At 63.0% G+C, this 16,760-nt stretch carries 7 protein-coding genes and 1 pseudogene; all 8 read left to right on the top strand.

The window, feature by feature from the left end; translation table 11 throughout:
• The first annotated feature begins 31 nt into the window (after nt 1-31).
• The gene (locus CKW06_RS22240; RefSeq protein WP_051924762.1) at nt 32-10,525 is read left to right on the top strand and encodes a hemagglutinin repeat-containing protein; all 10,494 of its coding nucleotides are present in this window, start codon (nt 32-34) and stop codon (nt 10,523-10,525) included.
• Nucleotides 10,526-11,222: 697 nt separating this feature from the next.
• The gene (locus CKW06_RS22230) at nt 11,223-11,723 is read left to right on the top strand and encodes a hypothetical protein (protein WP_144244689.1); all 501 of its coding nucleotides are present in this window, start codon (nt 11,223-11,225) and stop codon (nt 11,721-11,723) included.
• Complete coding sequence (locus tag CKW06_RS24275) at nt 11,687-11,896, top strand: polymorphic toxin type 50 domain-containing protein (RefSeq protein WP_077684484.1); 210 nt, start codon at nt 11,687-11,689, stop codon at nt 11,894-11,896. Before CKW06_RS22230 ends, CKW06_RS24275 begins: the two co-directional genes overlap by 37 nt.
• Nucleotides 11,897-11,901: 5 nt before the next feature.
• Nucleotides 11,902-12,222: a MafI2 family immunity protein gene (locus tag CKW06_RS24290; protein ID WP_076738603.1), complete on the top strand. Its 321-nt coding sequence runs from the start codon at nt 11,902-11,904 to the stop codon at nt 12,220-12,222.
• Nucleotides 12,223-12,413: 191 nt separating this feature from the next.
• A complete protein-coding gene (locus CKW06_RS23685) occupies nt 12,414-12,743 on the top strand; it encodes a hypothetical protein (RefSeq protein ID WP_138927665.1) in 330 nt (109 codons plus the stop codon).
• A 202-nt stretch (nt 12,744-12,945) separates the two neighbouring features.
• Nucleotides 12,946-15,318 carry a hemagglutinin repeat-containing protein gene (locus tag CKW06_RS22215; RefSeq protein WP_051924764.1) on the top strand — a complete coding sequence of 791 codons (2,373 nt, stop codon included), beginning with the start codon at nt 12,946-12,948 and terminating at the stop codon, nt 15,316-15,318.
• 3 nt (nt 15,319-15,321) lie between these two features.
• A complete protein-coding gene (locus tag CKW06_RS23680; RefSeq protein WP_143568608.1) occupies nt 15,322-15,714 on the top strand; it encodes a hypothetical protein in 393 nt (130 codons plus the stop codon).
• A gap of 160 nt (nt 15,715-15,874) precedes the next feature.
• Nucleotides 15,875-16,123: pseudogene (locus CKW06_RS24270) on the top strand (hypothetical protein); the annotation flags it as partial.
• Nucleotides 16,124-16,760 lie beyond the last annotated feature (637 nt).

Genomic DNA, 16,760 nt, shown 5'->3' with positions numbered 1-16,760 from the left:
GTTCCCCCCTGGGTTGATGGAAGCACCTGGCATGAAGAACGTATTCCGCAGTCTGTCCCTGTCCGCTTCGGGCGCCGGTTGGGCCACGCGCCTGCGCACCGCGATGGCGAGCGCCACCCTGGCATTGGCGTTCCTGGCGCCGGGCAGCTCGTTTGCCCAGGTGCAGGTACAGGCCGGCGAGCAGGCGCGGGCCGACCAGGCGGCGAACGGCGTGCCGGTCATCCAGATCAACCGGCCCAACGCGGGCGGCGTATCGCACAACCGCTTCCAGGACTACAACGTCGGGCGCGAGGGGCAGATCCTCAACAACAGCGCGAGCACCGTGCAGACCCAACTGGGTGGCTACATCCAGGGCAACGGCAACCTGCAGCCGGGCCAGTCGGCACGATTGATCCTCAATGAGGTGACATCCACCAACGCGTCGCGCCTGCAGGGCCACATCGAGGTGGCGGGGCGCTCGGCGGCGGTGATCGTCGCCAACCCCAATGGCATCACCTGCGATGGCTGCGGCTTCATCAATACCACCCGTGGCACGCTGACCACCGGCACCCCGGTGTTCGGCAACGATGGCAGCCTGTCTGCGTTCCGGGTGTCGCGCGGAACGATCCGCCTGGAAGGCAACGGCCTGGATGCCGGCAACCTGGAAGGCGTCGACCTGCTGGCCCGCGCGGTGCAGCTCAACGCGGGCCTTTGGGCGCGCCAGGTGAACGTGGTCACCGGCGCCAACCAGATCGATGCCCAGACCCTGGCGACGCAGGCGATCACCGGAGAAGGCGAACGCCCGCAGTTCGGCCTGGATGTTGCCGCCCTCGGGGGCATGTATGCAGGCAAGATCCGGTTGGTCGGTACCGAGGCCGGCGTGGGCGTGCGCAGCACGGGCCAGATGGTGGCCGACGCAGGCGACTTCATCCTGACCCAGGCCGGCGATGTCCGTCTGAGCGGACGCACGGCGGCCGCAGGCCGCCTGCAGATCGAAACCGACGGTGACCTGAAGGCTGACGGTACCCAGTACGCGCAGGGGGATCTTCAGATCCGTGCCCGGCAGGCGTCGCTTGCTGGTTCGACGTCGGCGGGCGCTGCGATGGCCGTACGCGCCATCCAGAATCTGGACCTGGCCGGCAGCGCGCAGGCCGCACAGAAGCAGCTGGACGCCGGTGGCACGCTGACCCTGGCTGACACGGTGAAGAGCGCGGGCAGCATCGCGCTGGCTGCCGCACAGGTGCAGAACCATGCACAGGTGACCGCAGGCGCCGGGCTTGCCGTGCGCGCCGACACGCTGGCACAGGACAAGGGCGCGCGCCTGGGCGCGCAGGCGCTGGACGTGCAGGCCCGCCAGGTGGACAACGCCGGCCTGCTGCTGGGCAACCAGGGCGTACGGATGCAGGCCGCGCAGCTGCACAACGCCGGCCAGCTGTACAGCGACGCCGACGTCGAACTCGATGCGGCCAGCATCGACAACGAGGGCATCATCGGTGCCGGCGCCAACCTGCGTGCAGCGGCCGACCGCATCACCCAGCTGAAGGGTGCCGAGCTGTCTGCGGGCGGGCTGCTGAAGATCCAGGCGCGCCAGCAGCTGGACAACGCCGGACGCATCCTCTCCGAGCAGGCGCTGGAACTGTCTGCCGGCGGCGTGGACAACCAAGGCACCCTTGAGGCCCGCCAGGCCACGCTGACGGTCGACCGTCTGCGCAACAGCGGCACGCTGCAGGCGGTGGACCTGCTGGCATTGAAGTCCAAAGCACGCATCGACAATGACACCACCGGCAGCATCCAGGGGGGCAAGGGCCTGCAGGTCGACGCCGATGTGCTGGACAACGCCGGCATCATCGGCAGCGCAGCCGATGCCCGTCTGTCCGTTGCCACGCTCGACAACCGCAACCGGCTTGAAGCCGGCGGCACCCTGACCCTGCAGGGCGGCGTCCTGCACCAGCAGGCGGCCGCCACGGCGCTGGCACGCGTGCTGGCCGTGGACGTGCAGAAGGTCATCAACGACGGTCGCCTGCATGGCCAGCAGGCAATGGACCTGCGCGCCACTGAGCTGAGCAACAGTGGCGTGATCTACGGTCGTGACCGCTCACAGCTGCGCACCACCACATTGGACAATGCCGGCGTGATCGCCAGCGATGGCGCGCTTGACGTGCGCACCGACGCGCTGCACAACCGCGCCGGCGGCAACCTGTCCAGTGCGCAGTCGCTGCAGCTGGATGCGGTGACGCTGGACAACGCCGGCAACGTGTTCGCCAAGGGAGCACTGACGGCCAAGGCCGATGTGACCGACAACCGTGGCGACCTCTATGGCGCCGGCGATGTCGATGTCACCGTGCGCGATTCGCTGGACAACCAGGGCAGCCTGGTGGCCGGCCAGACGTTGCAGGTGCGGGGCCGGACCCTGCGCAGCGAGGGTGAACTGGGCAGCGAGCGCGGCAACGTGCAGCTCAGCAGTGACCAGGCCCTGGTGCTGGGCGGGCGCACGTTGGCGGCCGGCACACTGACCGCGCACGCGGGCGGCAGCCTGGAGCAGTCGGGCAAGGTCTTTGCGCAGCAGGGCGTCGTGCTGTCCGCCGATGCCGGCGTGACGCTGAAGGGAACGATCGACAGCGCCGCTGATCTGCAGGTGCGCAGCGATGGCGACCTGGACAACCAGGCGGCGTTGTTCGCCAGCGGCGCGCTGTCGCTGCAGGCCGCGCAGGCACTGCGCACTGCGGCCGACGTTCAGGCGCGCACGGTCACGCTGCAGGCCGCCCAGGCCAGCAATCGCGGGCGCGTGCTGGCCTCGGGTGACATCGAATTGCGGGCGGGGCAGATCGACAACAGCGGCGTGATCGTGGCGGGCCTGCTGGCCGACGGCAAGGTCGGCAGCACCGGCAGCGTCACCCTTGATGCGCGCCAGCAGCTGCGCAACGCCGGCCAGATCAACGCCGGCCAGCAGGTTCACCTGCTGGGCGACAGTCTGCTGCTGGAGGGTGGCCAGGTCTGGTCCGGTGGCACCCTGCTGGCGCAGGCGCGCAGCGGTGAGTGGCGCAATATCGGCGGCAGCCTGACCGCCATCGGTCTGCTCGACCTGCGTGCCACCGACCTGCTGCGCAATGCGGGCAGCCTGCAGGGCACGCGCATCGACCTGTTGGCGGCCGCGCTGGACAACAGCGCCGGCGAACTGCTGCAGACCGGCACCGATCCCTTTGAACTTAGCCTGACAGGTGCCCTGCGCAACACCGGCGGGCGCATCGCCGCCAATGCTGGCAGTGTCCACCTGAAGGCTGCGCAGCTGCTGAACCAGGGTGGCCGCATCGAGCATGCGGGCACGGGTGTGCTGAAGATCGAGACCGGCACGCTGGACAACAGCAATGCAGGCCTGATCGTCGGCAACGGCGAGGCGGACGTGGCCGTTGCCGGTCGCCTCGACAACAGCGGCGGTACGCTGACCGCGGGCACCGGTGCCCGCGTGGCTGGTACGGAGATCGTCAACACCGGTGGCCGGCTCGATGCTGGCGGCAACCTTACCGTGGACGCTGCCGGGGCATTGGACAACCGCACTGGCACCATCGTGCAGCGTGGCGCCGGCCAGCTGCAGGTGCTGGCCTCCCAGCTGGACAACAGCAATGGCCTGCTGGGGGCCGAGGGCAATGCGCGCGTGACCAGCCGCACGGGCGACCTGCGCAACGTGGATGGCAACCTGTACGCCCGCCAGGAACTCGCGCTCGACGTGGCCGGTGCGCTGGCCAACCAGCGTGGCCTGGTCCACGGCGGCACCTCGCTGGATCTGCAGATCCGCCAGGCACTGGACAACAGCCAGGGCAACATCGAAGCACAGGGCGCTGCGAACATCCGCGCTGCCTCAGTGGGCAACCGTGGCGGCCGCATCGTGGCCAACGGCGCCGGGCAGCTGACGCTGGAATCGGCCGCTGCGCTGGACAACCGTGGCGGCACCCTGGGCAGTACCGGTGGTGCGCTGACGCTGACCGCAGGCAGCGTGGACAACCGCGCCGAAGGCGGCCAGGCCAAGCTGGTGGCTGGAACCGACCTGCGCCTGCAGACCGCATCGCTGGACAACGCCGGCAGCATGGTCCACGCCGCCAACACCCTGTACCTGGAGCGCGCCGGCGCACAGGTATTCAACGTTGGTGGCCAGCTCAGCGCAGGCAACCTGCTGCGCCTGGATCTTGCCGCGCTGGACAACAGCAACGGCCGGCTGCTCAGTCGCCAGAGCCAGCTGACGCTGGGCAGCCTGGCCAATGGTGGCGGCGAAATCAGCGCCTATGAAGCACTCGGCGCACGCCTGCAGGCCTTCAGTAGCATCGGCCGCCTGTTCGGCGGCAGCGAGCTGCGCCTGACGCTGGCGGGCGATTACGTGCATGGCAACGGCCAGCGCCTGGAGAGCAACGGGCTGCTGAAGCTGGACGTGGCCGGTGCACTGGTCAACCAGGGGCGCCTGGAGAGCAAGGGCACGCTTGAAGTCTCGGCGGTGCGGATCGAGAACACCGCTGGTGGGCAGTTCAACGCCACGGCAGGCAATGGCAGTGGTCGTGTCGCGCTGAGTACGGCCGGCGATTTCAGCAATGCCGGTCGCGTGGATGGCGATACGGTGGAGGTGTCGGCTGCCAACATCACCAACACCGGCACCGTGATGGGCAACGCGCTGGAACTGCGCGCCTCGCGCATCACCAACGGCCGCGACCTGGGCAACACGCTGGTCGCACGCGATTACAACGAAGGGCTGATGGCGGCCACCGGCCGCATCAACCTGTATGCCAACTACATCGACAACCTCGACGGCGAGCTCTTCAGCCTGGGCGACATCCGCCTGCAGGGCTGGAACGGCGGCAACGCCCAGCAGATCCGCAACCGTTCCGGGCGCATCCAGGCCGAGAACGACCTGATCCTGGCTGCACTGGGCGTGGCCAACGAGCGTCGTGTGCTGGTCACCCAGCACAAGGTCTACAGCGGCAACGAAGGCGCTGCCGACCCGGACAGCGGGACGTTCAGGGTCGACGGCATCGACGGCCCGGCACCGCCGGGCAAGCTGTGCCCGGGCGACTGTGCCGTGCTGGAAGTCTGGACCGAGCACAAGGACCTGGTGCTGGAAGGCACCACCGTCATCGCCGCCAGCGCGGCATCGCAGCTGATTTCCGGTCGCGACATGCAGATGTCCGGCGGCTCGGTCGACAACCGGAACTCGGCCATCGCCGCCGGTCGCAACCTCTCGATCAACGGCCGCGGCTCATCCAACAGCGAAGACCCCAATGACTGGGCCGGCGTGGTCAACAACGAAGCGCTGGCCGGCTACAAGGTGGTCCAGCGCACGTCGACCATCGAATACACCTACCGCCCTTGCCCCAGCCGCTGCGACTTCGAGATCTATGGCGGCAGCCGCGCGCTGGGCACCAGCACGGTCACCAAGCAGGTCACGCTGGCCGGCGGCAATGCCAGCATCACCGCCGGCCGCAAGGTGCAGATCGAAGCGCGCGAGGTCAACAACGCCGTGGTCACCGCGCACAGCGGTGGCACACCGCTGGACGTTGCCGGTTGGCAGGGCAACAACGCCTACGCACCCGAACTGGGCCAGCAGCAGGGCGCCGGCGCGGTCGGCGGCAATGCTGGCGCACCGGGTGCACAGCAGGGCGTGGCCACCGGGCCTGCCAGCGCGCAGGCGCAGGGTGCGGGCACGGCCGGTGATACCGGCTCCCCGGGCCCTGGCCGTGTCACCACGATGCCGCCGCCGCAGGTGGTGGGCAGCCCGCAGAATCCGCTGCCGGGCCTGTCGCTGCCCAGTGGTGGCCTGTACACGGTCAATCCGGGCAACCAGCGCTGGCTGGTGGAAACCGATCCGCGCTTCGCCAACTTCGGGCAGTGGATCGGCTCGGACTACATGTTCCAGCGCCTGAACCTGGACCCCGACAAGCAACTGCGTCGGATGGGTGACGACTTCTACGAGCAGCGCCTGGTGATGGAACAGATCACCGGCCTGACCGGGCGTCGCTACCTGGATGCCGACCAGGGCGATGGCATGGGCCAGTATCGCGCCATGATGGATGCCGGCGTGACCGAAGCCGCGCGCCAGCAGCTGAGCGTGGGCGTGGCGCTGTCGGCCGAACAGGTGGCCGCGCTCAACGAAGACATCGTGTGGATGGTCGCCCAGGAAGTGGACGGCCAGAAGGTGCTGGTGCCGGTGGTGTACCTGTCCCAGGCCACCGCCAACCGCCTGCAGCTGGGGGGCGCCGCCATCGCTGGCGAGTCGGTGGAGATCCGCGCCGGCAATGTGTCCAACCAGGGCATGATCCGCGCCGATGATCGATTGACCATCGATACCGGCAGCCTGCTCAACGATCGCGGTGGCATTTCCGCGGGCGGCAATGCCCGCATCACCGCCGTGGAGGACATCCTCAACAACAGCGGCCTGATCCAGGGCGGCAACGTGGCCCTGGTGGCCGGCCGTGACCTGAAGAGTGTCAGCGGCATCGACGTGGCCAGCATCCGCAGCGGCGGCAGCCTGGCGCTGGAAGCCGGACGTGACCTGGCACTGGTCGGTTCGCAGACCCGTGCCCGCGGCAACGCGGCGCTGGAGGCCGGCCGCGACCTCAATCTCACCACGCAGATGCAGGGTGATGGCAGCCTGCGTCGCACCACGCTGGACGTGGGCGGCGGCCTGTCGCTGGACGCCGGCCACGATCTGAACCTGACGGCAGTGACCGCCAAGGCCGGCGGCAGCGTCCATGCCACGGCCGGCAACGACATCAACCTCAACGCACTGACCACCACCGAACAGGGCGGCTGGGGCAGCAACCGCTACGTGCGCGAAACCCTCAACGCCAGCGGCATCGAGGCCGGTGGCTCGCTGGGCATGCAGGCCGGGCAGGACGTGAACCTGCAGGCCGCGCAGCTGAAGGCCGGCGACGGCCTGGCCGTGGTGGCCGGGCGCGATCTCAACCTGCAGGCCGAAACCACCACCAACACCAGCCAGCAGCAGAGCCGTGGCAAGCGCTTCTCGCAGACCACGCAGAGCATGGACGAGACCGTGCACGGCACTTCGCTGCAGGCCGGCGGTGACATCGCGCTGGTGGCCGGGCGCGATGCCAACCTCACTGCCACGCAGGTCGGCAGCACCGACGGCGGCATCAGCATTGCCGCTACGCGCGACGTGAACCTGCTGGCGGCGCAGGAGGACCACAGCTGGGAGCAGGAAACCACGCGCAGGAAGAAGGGCCTGCTGTCGAGCAAGACCACCACCACTTACGACGCGACCCGGGACAGCCTGGTGGTGGGCACCACGCTCAGCGGCGAGACGGTGACCATCGGCGCCGGACGTGACGTCGTCGCGCAGGCGGCGCAGGTGGCTGCCACCGGTGATGTGGTGGTGGCCGCCACCCGCGACCTCACCATCGGCACGGCCACCTCCACGCACAGCGAAGAGCATGACAAGACCGTCAAGCGCTCGGGCGTGTTCGGCGGTGGTGGCTTCAACCTGACCATCGGCCAGAGCAAGCTGGAAAAGGGCCTGGAGATCGAGCAGAGCGCGCCACAGGGCAGCCTGATCGGCTCAACCGATGGCCGGGTCAACCTGAGCGCCGGCAACACGCTGCACATCACCGGTTCGGACGTGCTGTCGAAGACCGGTACGCAGCTGGTGGGCGGGCAGGTGGTGATCGACGCGGCACAGGGCACCACTGACGTACACCAGAGCACCAAGCAGAAGAGTGCCGGTATCAACGTCGGCCTGACGGGCGGTGTGGTGGATGCCGCCCTGGCCGCCTACGGTGCGGCCAAGGCGGCCGGCAATGCGCAGGATGACCGCCTGAAGGCGCTGTACGCGGTGCAGGCGGCCAATGCCGCCGCTGGCGTCGGCGGCGCCATGCAGCAAGGCGCTTCCGGCGCCACCGACGGCGTGAGCCTGCGCATCGGCATCGGCGCCTCCAGCTCCAGTGCCAGCCAGACCAGCCACGACCAGTCGGCGGTGGGCAGTACCATCCGCAGCCAGGGCGACGTCAGCATCGTGGCCACCGCCGGTGACCTGAGCATCATCGGCAGCCAGGTGAAGGGTGACAACGTGGCGCTGGCCGCGCGGGACAACATCACCCTGCGCAGCGAAGCGGAAGACCACACGCAGTCGTCGAAGAACAAGAGCGGCAGCGGTGAGATCGGTTTCAGCATCGGCGCGCAGACCGGTTGGTACGTGTCGGCCAGCACCGCCAAGGGCAAGGGCAGCGGCAACGGCACCACGCACGTCGAAACCGTGGTGGACGCCGACCGCAACCTGACCGTGATCAGTGGCAAGGACACCACGCTGCAGGGTGCCCAGCTGAGTGGCGACAAGGTGGTGGCCAGCATCGGCGGCAACCTGTCCATCATCAGCGAGCAGGACACCGACGACTACGCCAGCAAGCAGACCCAGGCTGGCGGCACCTTCGTGTATGGCAGCGGCGGCACCGTCAACATCGGCCAGCAGAAGGTCGAGAGCCACCTGCGCAGCGTGCAGGAACAGAGCGGCATCGTTGCCGGCAGTGGTGGCTTCAACATCACTGTAGGCGGCAACACACACCTGGAAGGCGGCGTGATCGGCAGTACTGCCGATGCCTCGAAGAACCGCCTGGATACCGGCAGCCTGACCGTTGTCGACATCGAGAACGAATCCCGCGCCAAGACCAGTGGCGGTGGCATCGGCACCGGGATGAGCAGCGGTGGTGGCATCAGCAACCCGCTGGGGAGCGCGGCCGGCGCGGGGCTGAGCCTGCTGGGCGGCACCAAGAAGAACGACAGCAGCACCACGCGCTCGGACATCGCCGCCGGCACCGTGGTGGTGCGCGATGGCAATGAGAGCGCTTTGGCAGGTCTTGATCGGACCGCGACCGGCTTTGATACCGACAGCGCACTGTCGGCCGTTGACCTGCGCAAGATGCAGGAGCGTGCCGAGGTGATGCAGCTGGGTGGGCAGCTGCTGTTCAAGGGCGTGGGCGACCTGGGCGGCTACCTGAGCCAGAAGGCGGAGACCGAAGAAGGCAAGGCGTTCTGGGCCGACGGCGGCAATGGCCGCGCGCTGCTGCACGGCATGGCCGGTGCAGCGATGGCCGCATTGGGTGGTGCGGATGCGCTGAACGGCGCGGTGAGTGCTGCTGGTGCGGAGAAGGCCAAGATCGCGATCTCGGAATTCCTCGAGAGCAACAAGGGCAACCTGAGCTGGGAGGACTACCAGTCGCTGATGGAAGTTGGCAGCGCGATGGTGGGCGGGGCTCTGGGTGGAAGCACGGGCGCCAACATTGCCGTGACCGGGGATCGGTTCAATCGGCAGCTGCATCCGGATGAGGTGAAGTGGATCCGCTTCCATGCAGAGGAATTCGCCCGCGAGCAGAAGATCTCGAAGGAAGAGGCCTATCGCATCCTTCTTGTGGAAGCGGCTGCGTACGTTGACTCGAAAATACAGTCCGACCTGAGTGGAGTAGAAAACAACACTGACGCAATTGATTTCCTGCGCAAGAACCAGAACAAGTACGACTGGGGTACCGCGTTCGACAGCAGCGATCGGGACAACTTCTCTAAGTTCAGCGAAGAGCTTGGGCGCGAAACCGGCTATTTCAAAGACGTCTACACTGCCATCTCGGGAACTGCTTACGCCGCCGGATCAACCAAGGACTGGCGCTTTGAGTTCCAGGAGCCACTGCGCTACTACGGCGACGCCTCGCGCTCTCAGAAGGGCGTTGCCATGGTCCAGGCTGGCGCAGCTGCTCTTGGCATCGGTGCGGCGGCGGCTGTTGAGTTCGGTGGCTGGTGCATCCTCAATCCGTACAGTTGCACCAAGGCCATCAGCGGAGCCGCCGATGCGGTGATGGGTGACTACGTGGGTGGTCATTCGCTTGCACCTGTGCTGCCGGCCCTGGTGGCGGCAAAGGCTGCTACCACTGCGGAAGACACGCTTCGATTGTCGAGCAGCGCGGCAGGTGCTGAGATCGCAGGGAATGCTGCAAAGAAGGGGGGGCTGCAATCCGAGCAGATCCTGAAGTCTGTGCAGAACTCATCGACAGAAACGGCAGGCCAGGCTGCAAATAGGGCTCTGACTGCTGGGCGTGAGCTGACACCTTTGTTCAAAGATGTTGAAACAGGTCTAAACTCGATAAATCCTGTCCGCTCCAATAATCGAGGTAGAATTTTGGAGCTTGGTTTGGATCCGGATAAGGGGAAAATTGCAGTGCATGAAGGTCAGGCGGCCGTCCAGTTAGAGAATTCCTTGGGAGGGACTCTGAAGAGGACAGACCCGGTGCAGGGCAGTAAAAATCCCGACTTCGTATTTGTCAGTGGGCCCTATGCGGGGAAGACCGTGGATTTCATGTGGACAGACGGTGCAAAGTCTACTCAAATAAATAAATTCTTCTCCAATAATTCAGCGCAGAATCAGCGGCAGCTGATAGATCATGTAAACAAGGCGGATATGGTTCCTCTGGATTACAGGAATCTTGCTCCTGAAAATCAGGCTTTGGTAAACTCTTGGATAAAAATGCTCACTCCGGAGCAGCAGGGTAAAATTATTATTTTGAGGTAAATTATGGCGATGTACATTTCTATTGGCGACGGGAACGGGCCGCCAGGTGCTGGCTGGTCCACTTCGGGTGGGGTGTTCGATTGCATTGTAGAGTCGACAAGGATGCTCTTTCGGCCCGACGAACAGTGCTGCCTAAGCGATATCTATGCCCCGCTGGATGAGCAGGGACAGAATTTCATTGTTCTCGACTACGTCGATGAGAGCTGCTTTAATTTGTTCTATTCGCGGTGCAGGCGGGCTATGGAAGAGTTTCCTTCCTCGGAGCGAGCGAAGATCGTTCCCGAGAGTCATATCCCAGGAATCATATGGAATTGGTCCGAAGTTCTAAGAATCATGCGGGAAGATCCTCGTTATCGGGAGTCCGCGTAAAAGACAGATGGATGTTCGAGGTGGGTTGATTGCTGCTGCTGGCACATACGGCAGGTATGTGAAACCGGATGGCACTTCATCAGTTCAGATGATTCTGGTGGCCCTGAGCGAATACAGCTGCGCGGAACCAGCAGTCGGTCGTCGAAGAACAAGAGCGGCAGCGGCGAGATCGGCTTCAGCATCTGCGGCAACCTGTCCATCATCAGTGAGCAGGACACCGACGACTACGCCAGCAAGCAGACGCAGGTCGGTGGCACCTTAGTGGCGTAGTTGCTGCAGCGGCGGCTTCAACATCACCGTGGGCGGCAACACGCACCTGGAAGGCGGCGTGATCGGCAGTACTGCCGATGCCTCGAAGAACCGCCTGGATACCGGCAGCCTGACCGTTGTCGACATCGAGAACGAATCCCGCGCCAAGACCAGTGGCGGTGGCATCAGCAACCCGCTGGGCAGCATGGCCGGCGCAGGACTGAGCCTGCTGGGCGGTACCAAGAAGAACGACAGCACCACCACCCACTCGGATATCGCCGCTGGCACGGTGGTGGTGCGCGATGGCAATGAAAGCGCCCTGGCCGGTCTTGATCGGACCGCGACCGGCTTTGATACCGATAGTGCACTGTCGGCCGTTGACCTGCGCAAGATGCAGGAGCGCGCCGAGGTGATGCAGCTGGGCGGGCAGCTGCTGTTCAAGGGCGTGGGTGACTTGGGCGGCTACCTGAGCCAGAAGGCGGAGACCGAGAAGGCAGGGCGTCCTGGGCCGACGGCGGCAACGGCCGCGCGCTGCTGCGCGACATGTTCAATAGTGACGTGGACCCGTCTGAGCTCCTAGCTGGGGTTCATAGTGGAAAGTGCCCTGTCGTCGGGAATGGTTCACGAGGGAACCCAATTGTGGAATTTGGTCGGCCGATAAGCGTTGATGGAACAACCGGACAGGCCGTAACAAGGGGGCAGATACACTATAGTAAAAATGGTGCTCATATTGTTCCGGATGCGAGGAAGTAAGCGGTATGTTTTTGAATAGGTTGCCGGATTGGCTAGTGGTGTGCTTCAGGGTGGCGCTCCTCGGTGAGATATATCAGGAGATCCGAGCCATAGCTGTAGGGTACGACGAGAAGGGGAGGGTTTTGATTCGTTATTATCTTGAGCGTGACCCGACTGATCTTGATTGGGAAAGCGTAGAGGTCGTGGCGACAAATGTTGATGCAGCAAGTTCGGAGGTTGGTATTTCAAGAATCGACGTTGAATGCCTGTATGTTTCAGGCCCTCTGAGGGGCTTGCCATCACTTAGTGGTTTTGTATATGCACGCCGAGAGTTTAATTGGGGATAGGGCTCGAAGGGTCTAAAGGATGGTTCTGTGTGCAAGATTTCCATGATTCTGTGCATGATCAGCGGCGGCTGATAGATTATTTTGCAAGGTCATCGCAGGGCAATGCGAGGCTGGAAACGTTTATATGTTATATGCAATGCTGATGGCAAAATATCCTCGAGAACTTCCAAGAATAAACGTGGCGGTGGTCTGTGAGTTACGTTGAAAGACAGGTCGAGATAATTGATTCTCTATATAGGGCGATGGATGCAAGTGCTGAGAATGGTTACACGGATGCTGCGTGTAGATTTCGCTATCTTCCAGAGGAGGATGGATCTCTTGGCATTGATTCCTCATTTTTTTACACGATCGGTGGCGTTTCCGTATCTGCATTGTTGAATGATTATGGTGATAAGGGTTGTGCTGATTTGGTTTGCGATCTCCATGATGTAATGAAGGAGCATACGGGAGGGGATTGGAGGGAATTTGATATTGTGATTAATTCCGATAAGACTGTAACTACGCAGTTTATATATTCTTAGTGATTTTGTTCATGCCATTAGTCTAAAATTCCCAGGATCCTTTGACTCGATGAGGAATTCTTGAAAACCAAGGTGGCAGACGCTGAAGTGAAAAATTTGGCGTAATGGCGGAGCTAGTGCTTTCGGTTGAGGGCTAGTCCGTCCTATCGGCATTGGCGCCTCCAGTTCCAGTGCCAGCCAGACCAGCCACGACCAGTCGGCGGTGGGCAGCACCATCCGCAGCCAGGGCGACGTCAGCATCGTGGCCACCGCCGGTGACCTGAACATCATCGGCAGCCAGGTGAAGGGTGACAACGTGGCGCTGGCCGCGCGGGACAACATCACCCTGCGCAGCGAAGCGGAAGACCGCACGCAGTCGTCGAAGAACAAGAGCGGCAGCGGTGAGATCGGTTTCAGCATCGGCGCGCAGACCGGTTGGTACGTGTCGGCCAGCACCGCCAAGGGCAAGGGCAGCGGCAACGGCACCACGCACGTCGAAACCGTGGTGGACGCCGACCGCAACCTGACCGTCATCAGCGGCAAGGACACCACGCTGCAGGGGGCCCAGCTGAGCGGCGACAAGGTGGTGGCCAGCATCGGCGGCAACCTGTCCATCATCAGCGAGCAGGACACCGACGACTACGCCAGCAAGCAGACCCAGGCTGGCGGCACCTTCGTGTACGGCAGCGGCGGCAGCGTCAACATCGGCCAGCAGAAGGTCGAGAGCCACCTGCGCAGCGTGCAGGAACAGAGCGGCATCGTTGCCGGCAACGGTGGCTTCGACATCACCGTGGGTGGCAACACGCACCTGGAAGGCGGCGTGATCGGCAGTACTGCCGATGCGTCGAAGAACCGCCTGGATACCGGCAGCCTGACCGTTGTCGACATCGAGAACGAATCCCGCGCCAAGACCAGTGGCGGTGGCATCGGCACCGGGATGAGCAGCGGTGGTGGCATCAGCAACCCGCTGGGGAGCGCGGCCGGCGCGGGGCTGAGCCTGCTGGGCGGCACCAAGAAGAACGACAGCAGCACCACGCGCTCGGACATCGCCGCCGGCACCGTGGTGGTGCGCGATGGCAATGAGAGCGCTTTGGCAGGTCTTGATCGGACCGCGACCGGCTTTGATACCGACAGCGCACTGTCGGCCGTTGACCTGCGCAAGATGCAGGAGCGTGCCGAGGTGATGCAGCTGGGTGGGCAGCTGCTGTTCAAGGGCGTGGGCGACCTGGGCGGCTACCTGAGCCAGAAGGCGGAGACCGAAGAAGGCAAGGCGTTCTGGGCCGACGGCGGCAATGGCCGCGCGCTGCTGCACGGCATGGCCGGTGCAGCGATGGCCGCATTGGGTGGTGCGGATGCGCTGAACGGCGCGGTGAGTGCTGCTGGTGCGGAGAAGGCCAAGATCGCGATCTCGGAATTCCTCGAGAACAACAAGGGCAGCCTGAGCTGGGAGGACTACCAGTCGCTGATGGAAGTCGGCAGCGCGATGGTGGGTGGGGCCCTGGGTGGCAGCACGGGCGCCAACATTGCGGTGACCGGGGATCGGTTCAATCGGCAGCTGCATCCGGATGAGGTGAAGTGGATCAACATGAATGCTGCCGCGTTCGCCGCCCAGGAAGGCATCAGCGAAGCAGAGGCGGTACGCAGGCTGACCACGGAAGGTGCTGCGCTTGTTGATGCAAAGGTCGCCCGATTGGTGGGCATCGAGAACGTTGATTTGGAAGCCACTGACTTCCTGAGCAGGATGGGCGGGGCATACGGGTTCGGCGCGACGGAGGCGGAATACAAAAACTTCAACCTCTATGGCAACGATCTGCTCAACGACGATGCACTGTACAGGCAGGTCATCGGATCCCTGCTGTCCTCCGGCGTATCCAAGGACGACATGCAGCTCAAATTCTATGATCTGAACAACCTGCGCGGAACGAAGATCCGGGGAGGTGACGGCTGGACGATGATGGGGACCTTCAGTGGCGACATTGGCGCCGCTGGTACCGTGATCGCCAGCGTAGCCAAGGGCGACGGCAACGGTGCTGCCATCGGCGCAGCGTCGTTCCTGATCCCGGTGCGGTTGCCTGGAGCGAAGATCGTTGGTGAAGTGGGCGCGGAGATCGCCGGGGCCGCGACCAAGCAGGGTGTGCTCAAATCTGAGGAGATCCTGAAGTCGGTGCAGAATGCAGCGGCTGAGACGACTGAGCGAGCAGTTAAGAGTAGTCCGAGCTGGAAGGGATCTGGCCCGGTAGATGGTGTTCTAGCCTTGGAGCCGGGCTCTGTATCGTCTACAGCAATCCAAAACTATTTCCCTGGCACAAGAAGTAAGGCGATCGAGTTTGTTTTCGATCCGAAAACAAACAAATTTGCAGTGGGTACGCCTAAGGCGAATCTGGGCGGCTCCCCTCATGAGCAGCTGGGCGCTAGTATTGGTGGGAACCCCCAGGAACTAGTAGGGGGCATGTTCTCCAGGGGGAAGAATGGCGAGATAATAACCAACGAGCATAGCGGGCACTACTGGATGAACTGGAGTCCGGAGGTTCGCGCTCAGTTTGAACAGGCAATGAAAAATTATGGGATTGAGATTAAGCATGGTGCTGGAATGTAATTTATGAATATTCCGCCGGAGAGAAAATTCCTGGGTAACGGTCTCGTCATTTTTAGTGACGGGATGGGGGTGTGGCGACTTGAGGGGCCATCAGTATCATTTTCCCTTGAGGGAAAGGAGGCGCTCAGGCGTGCGATTACTCTTCTTGAGTTTCCATTTGAAAATGTAATTTCGGATTTGGGTCGGAATTTCCCATATCCTATTTTGGTTCAAATTGGCTTGAATCATGACTCTGACTACTGGATAGGGTTGGCGCTTTCTTGGGTTCCATTCTTGGCTAAGCAAGACGTTGAACTAATTATCGATGACTTGAATTCTGTTGCCTTCGACAAAAAAGTTTCACAGAAAAATAGGGTCATGGCTAAGAGGGAAATAACAAGGGTGAGAAACATGTAGAAGCTAGGGATCCTCTGAACAATTCCGCCCCTGGTCTGGCGCGATCACTTTTGCGGCCCGCTGCGCATCTGACGGGACGGAAAATCAATGACGTACAGCGCAGCGACACCCGTCCATCAGCTTTCAATGGCCCGTCTCGGGATTTGTTCAGGGCATCCCTAGCGGCCGCGGCAGCGTCAACATCGACCAGCAGAAGGTCGAGAGCCACCTGCGCAGCGTGCAGGAACAGAGCGGCATCGTTGCCGGCAGTGGTGGCTTCAACATCACCGTAGGCGGCAATACGCACCTGGAAGGCGGTGTGATCGGCAGCACCGCCGATGCCTCGAAGAACCGCCTGGATACCGGCAGCCTGACCGTTGTCGACATCGAGAACGAATCCCGCGCCAAGACCAGTGGCGGTGGCATCGGCAAGATGGTCGGATGGTATATATTCAAGAGAGTACAGGTACCGTTGTCTTTAGAAATCCAAACGGTGGAGAAGGAATCGCGTTCCAGCCTGAGAACTGGAAAGGCTATATCTCCACTCTCCCGACTCAATCAGTTCCATACTGAGAGTTCAATGAAATTAGATAGAATTAACGATGCGGACCTTATTCTGCACCTAAACTCCCGAGAGCTCGAGCTGGTTCTATCATGCATTCGAGAGTCATTTGCAACATTGAATGGGAAGGAGTATGAGCTGAGGGTTGGAGTTCCAATTGATGAGGCTGTAAAGATGGCCGTTGAGCTAAAGGATATTATGGAGCGTGAGGGGTTGGGTGGGTAATTGAGATAATTTGGTCCTTCGGGTCATGCGGTGAATGTAGCGGTGCAGGACACACCGGGGGCGACCCGCAGAGCAGACTTGCATCGCAGGACTGAGCTGGCCTGGACAGTGCGAAGAGGAATGACAGCAGCACCACCAGTACTCACATTGCCGCCGGCCGGGTGGTTGCGGAGTCCAAATGAAGGTCGAAGCAGGCCTTGATCTAACGACCGCGGTACTTGACGCTCATATCCCTGGGCACATCGATCCAAGACTAAGCCGATCCAGAACCACCGTGATC

Origin of the sequence: Stenotrophomonas maltophilia (assembly GCF_900186865.1) — a bacterium.
Taxonomy (GTDB): Bacteria; Pseudomonadota; Gammaproteobacteria; order Xanthomonadales; family Xanthomonadaceae; genus Stenotrophomonas; species Stenotrophomonas maltophilia.
Note: the sequence above shows the minus strand (reverse complement) of the source record. Positions and strands in the feature narration are given on the sequence as shown.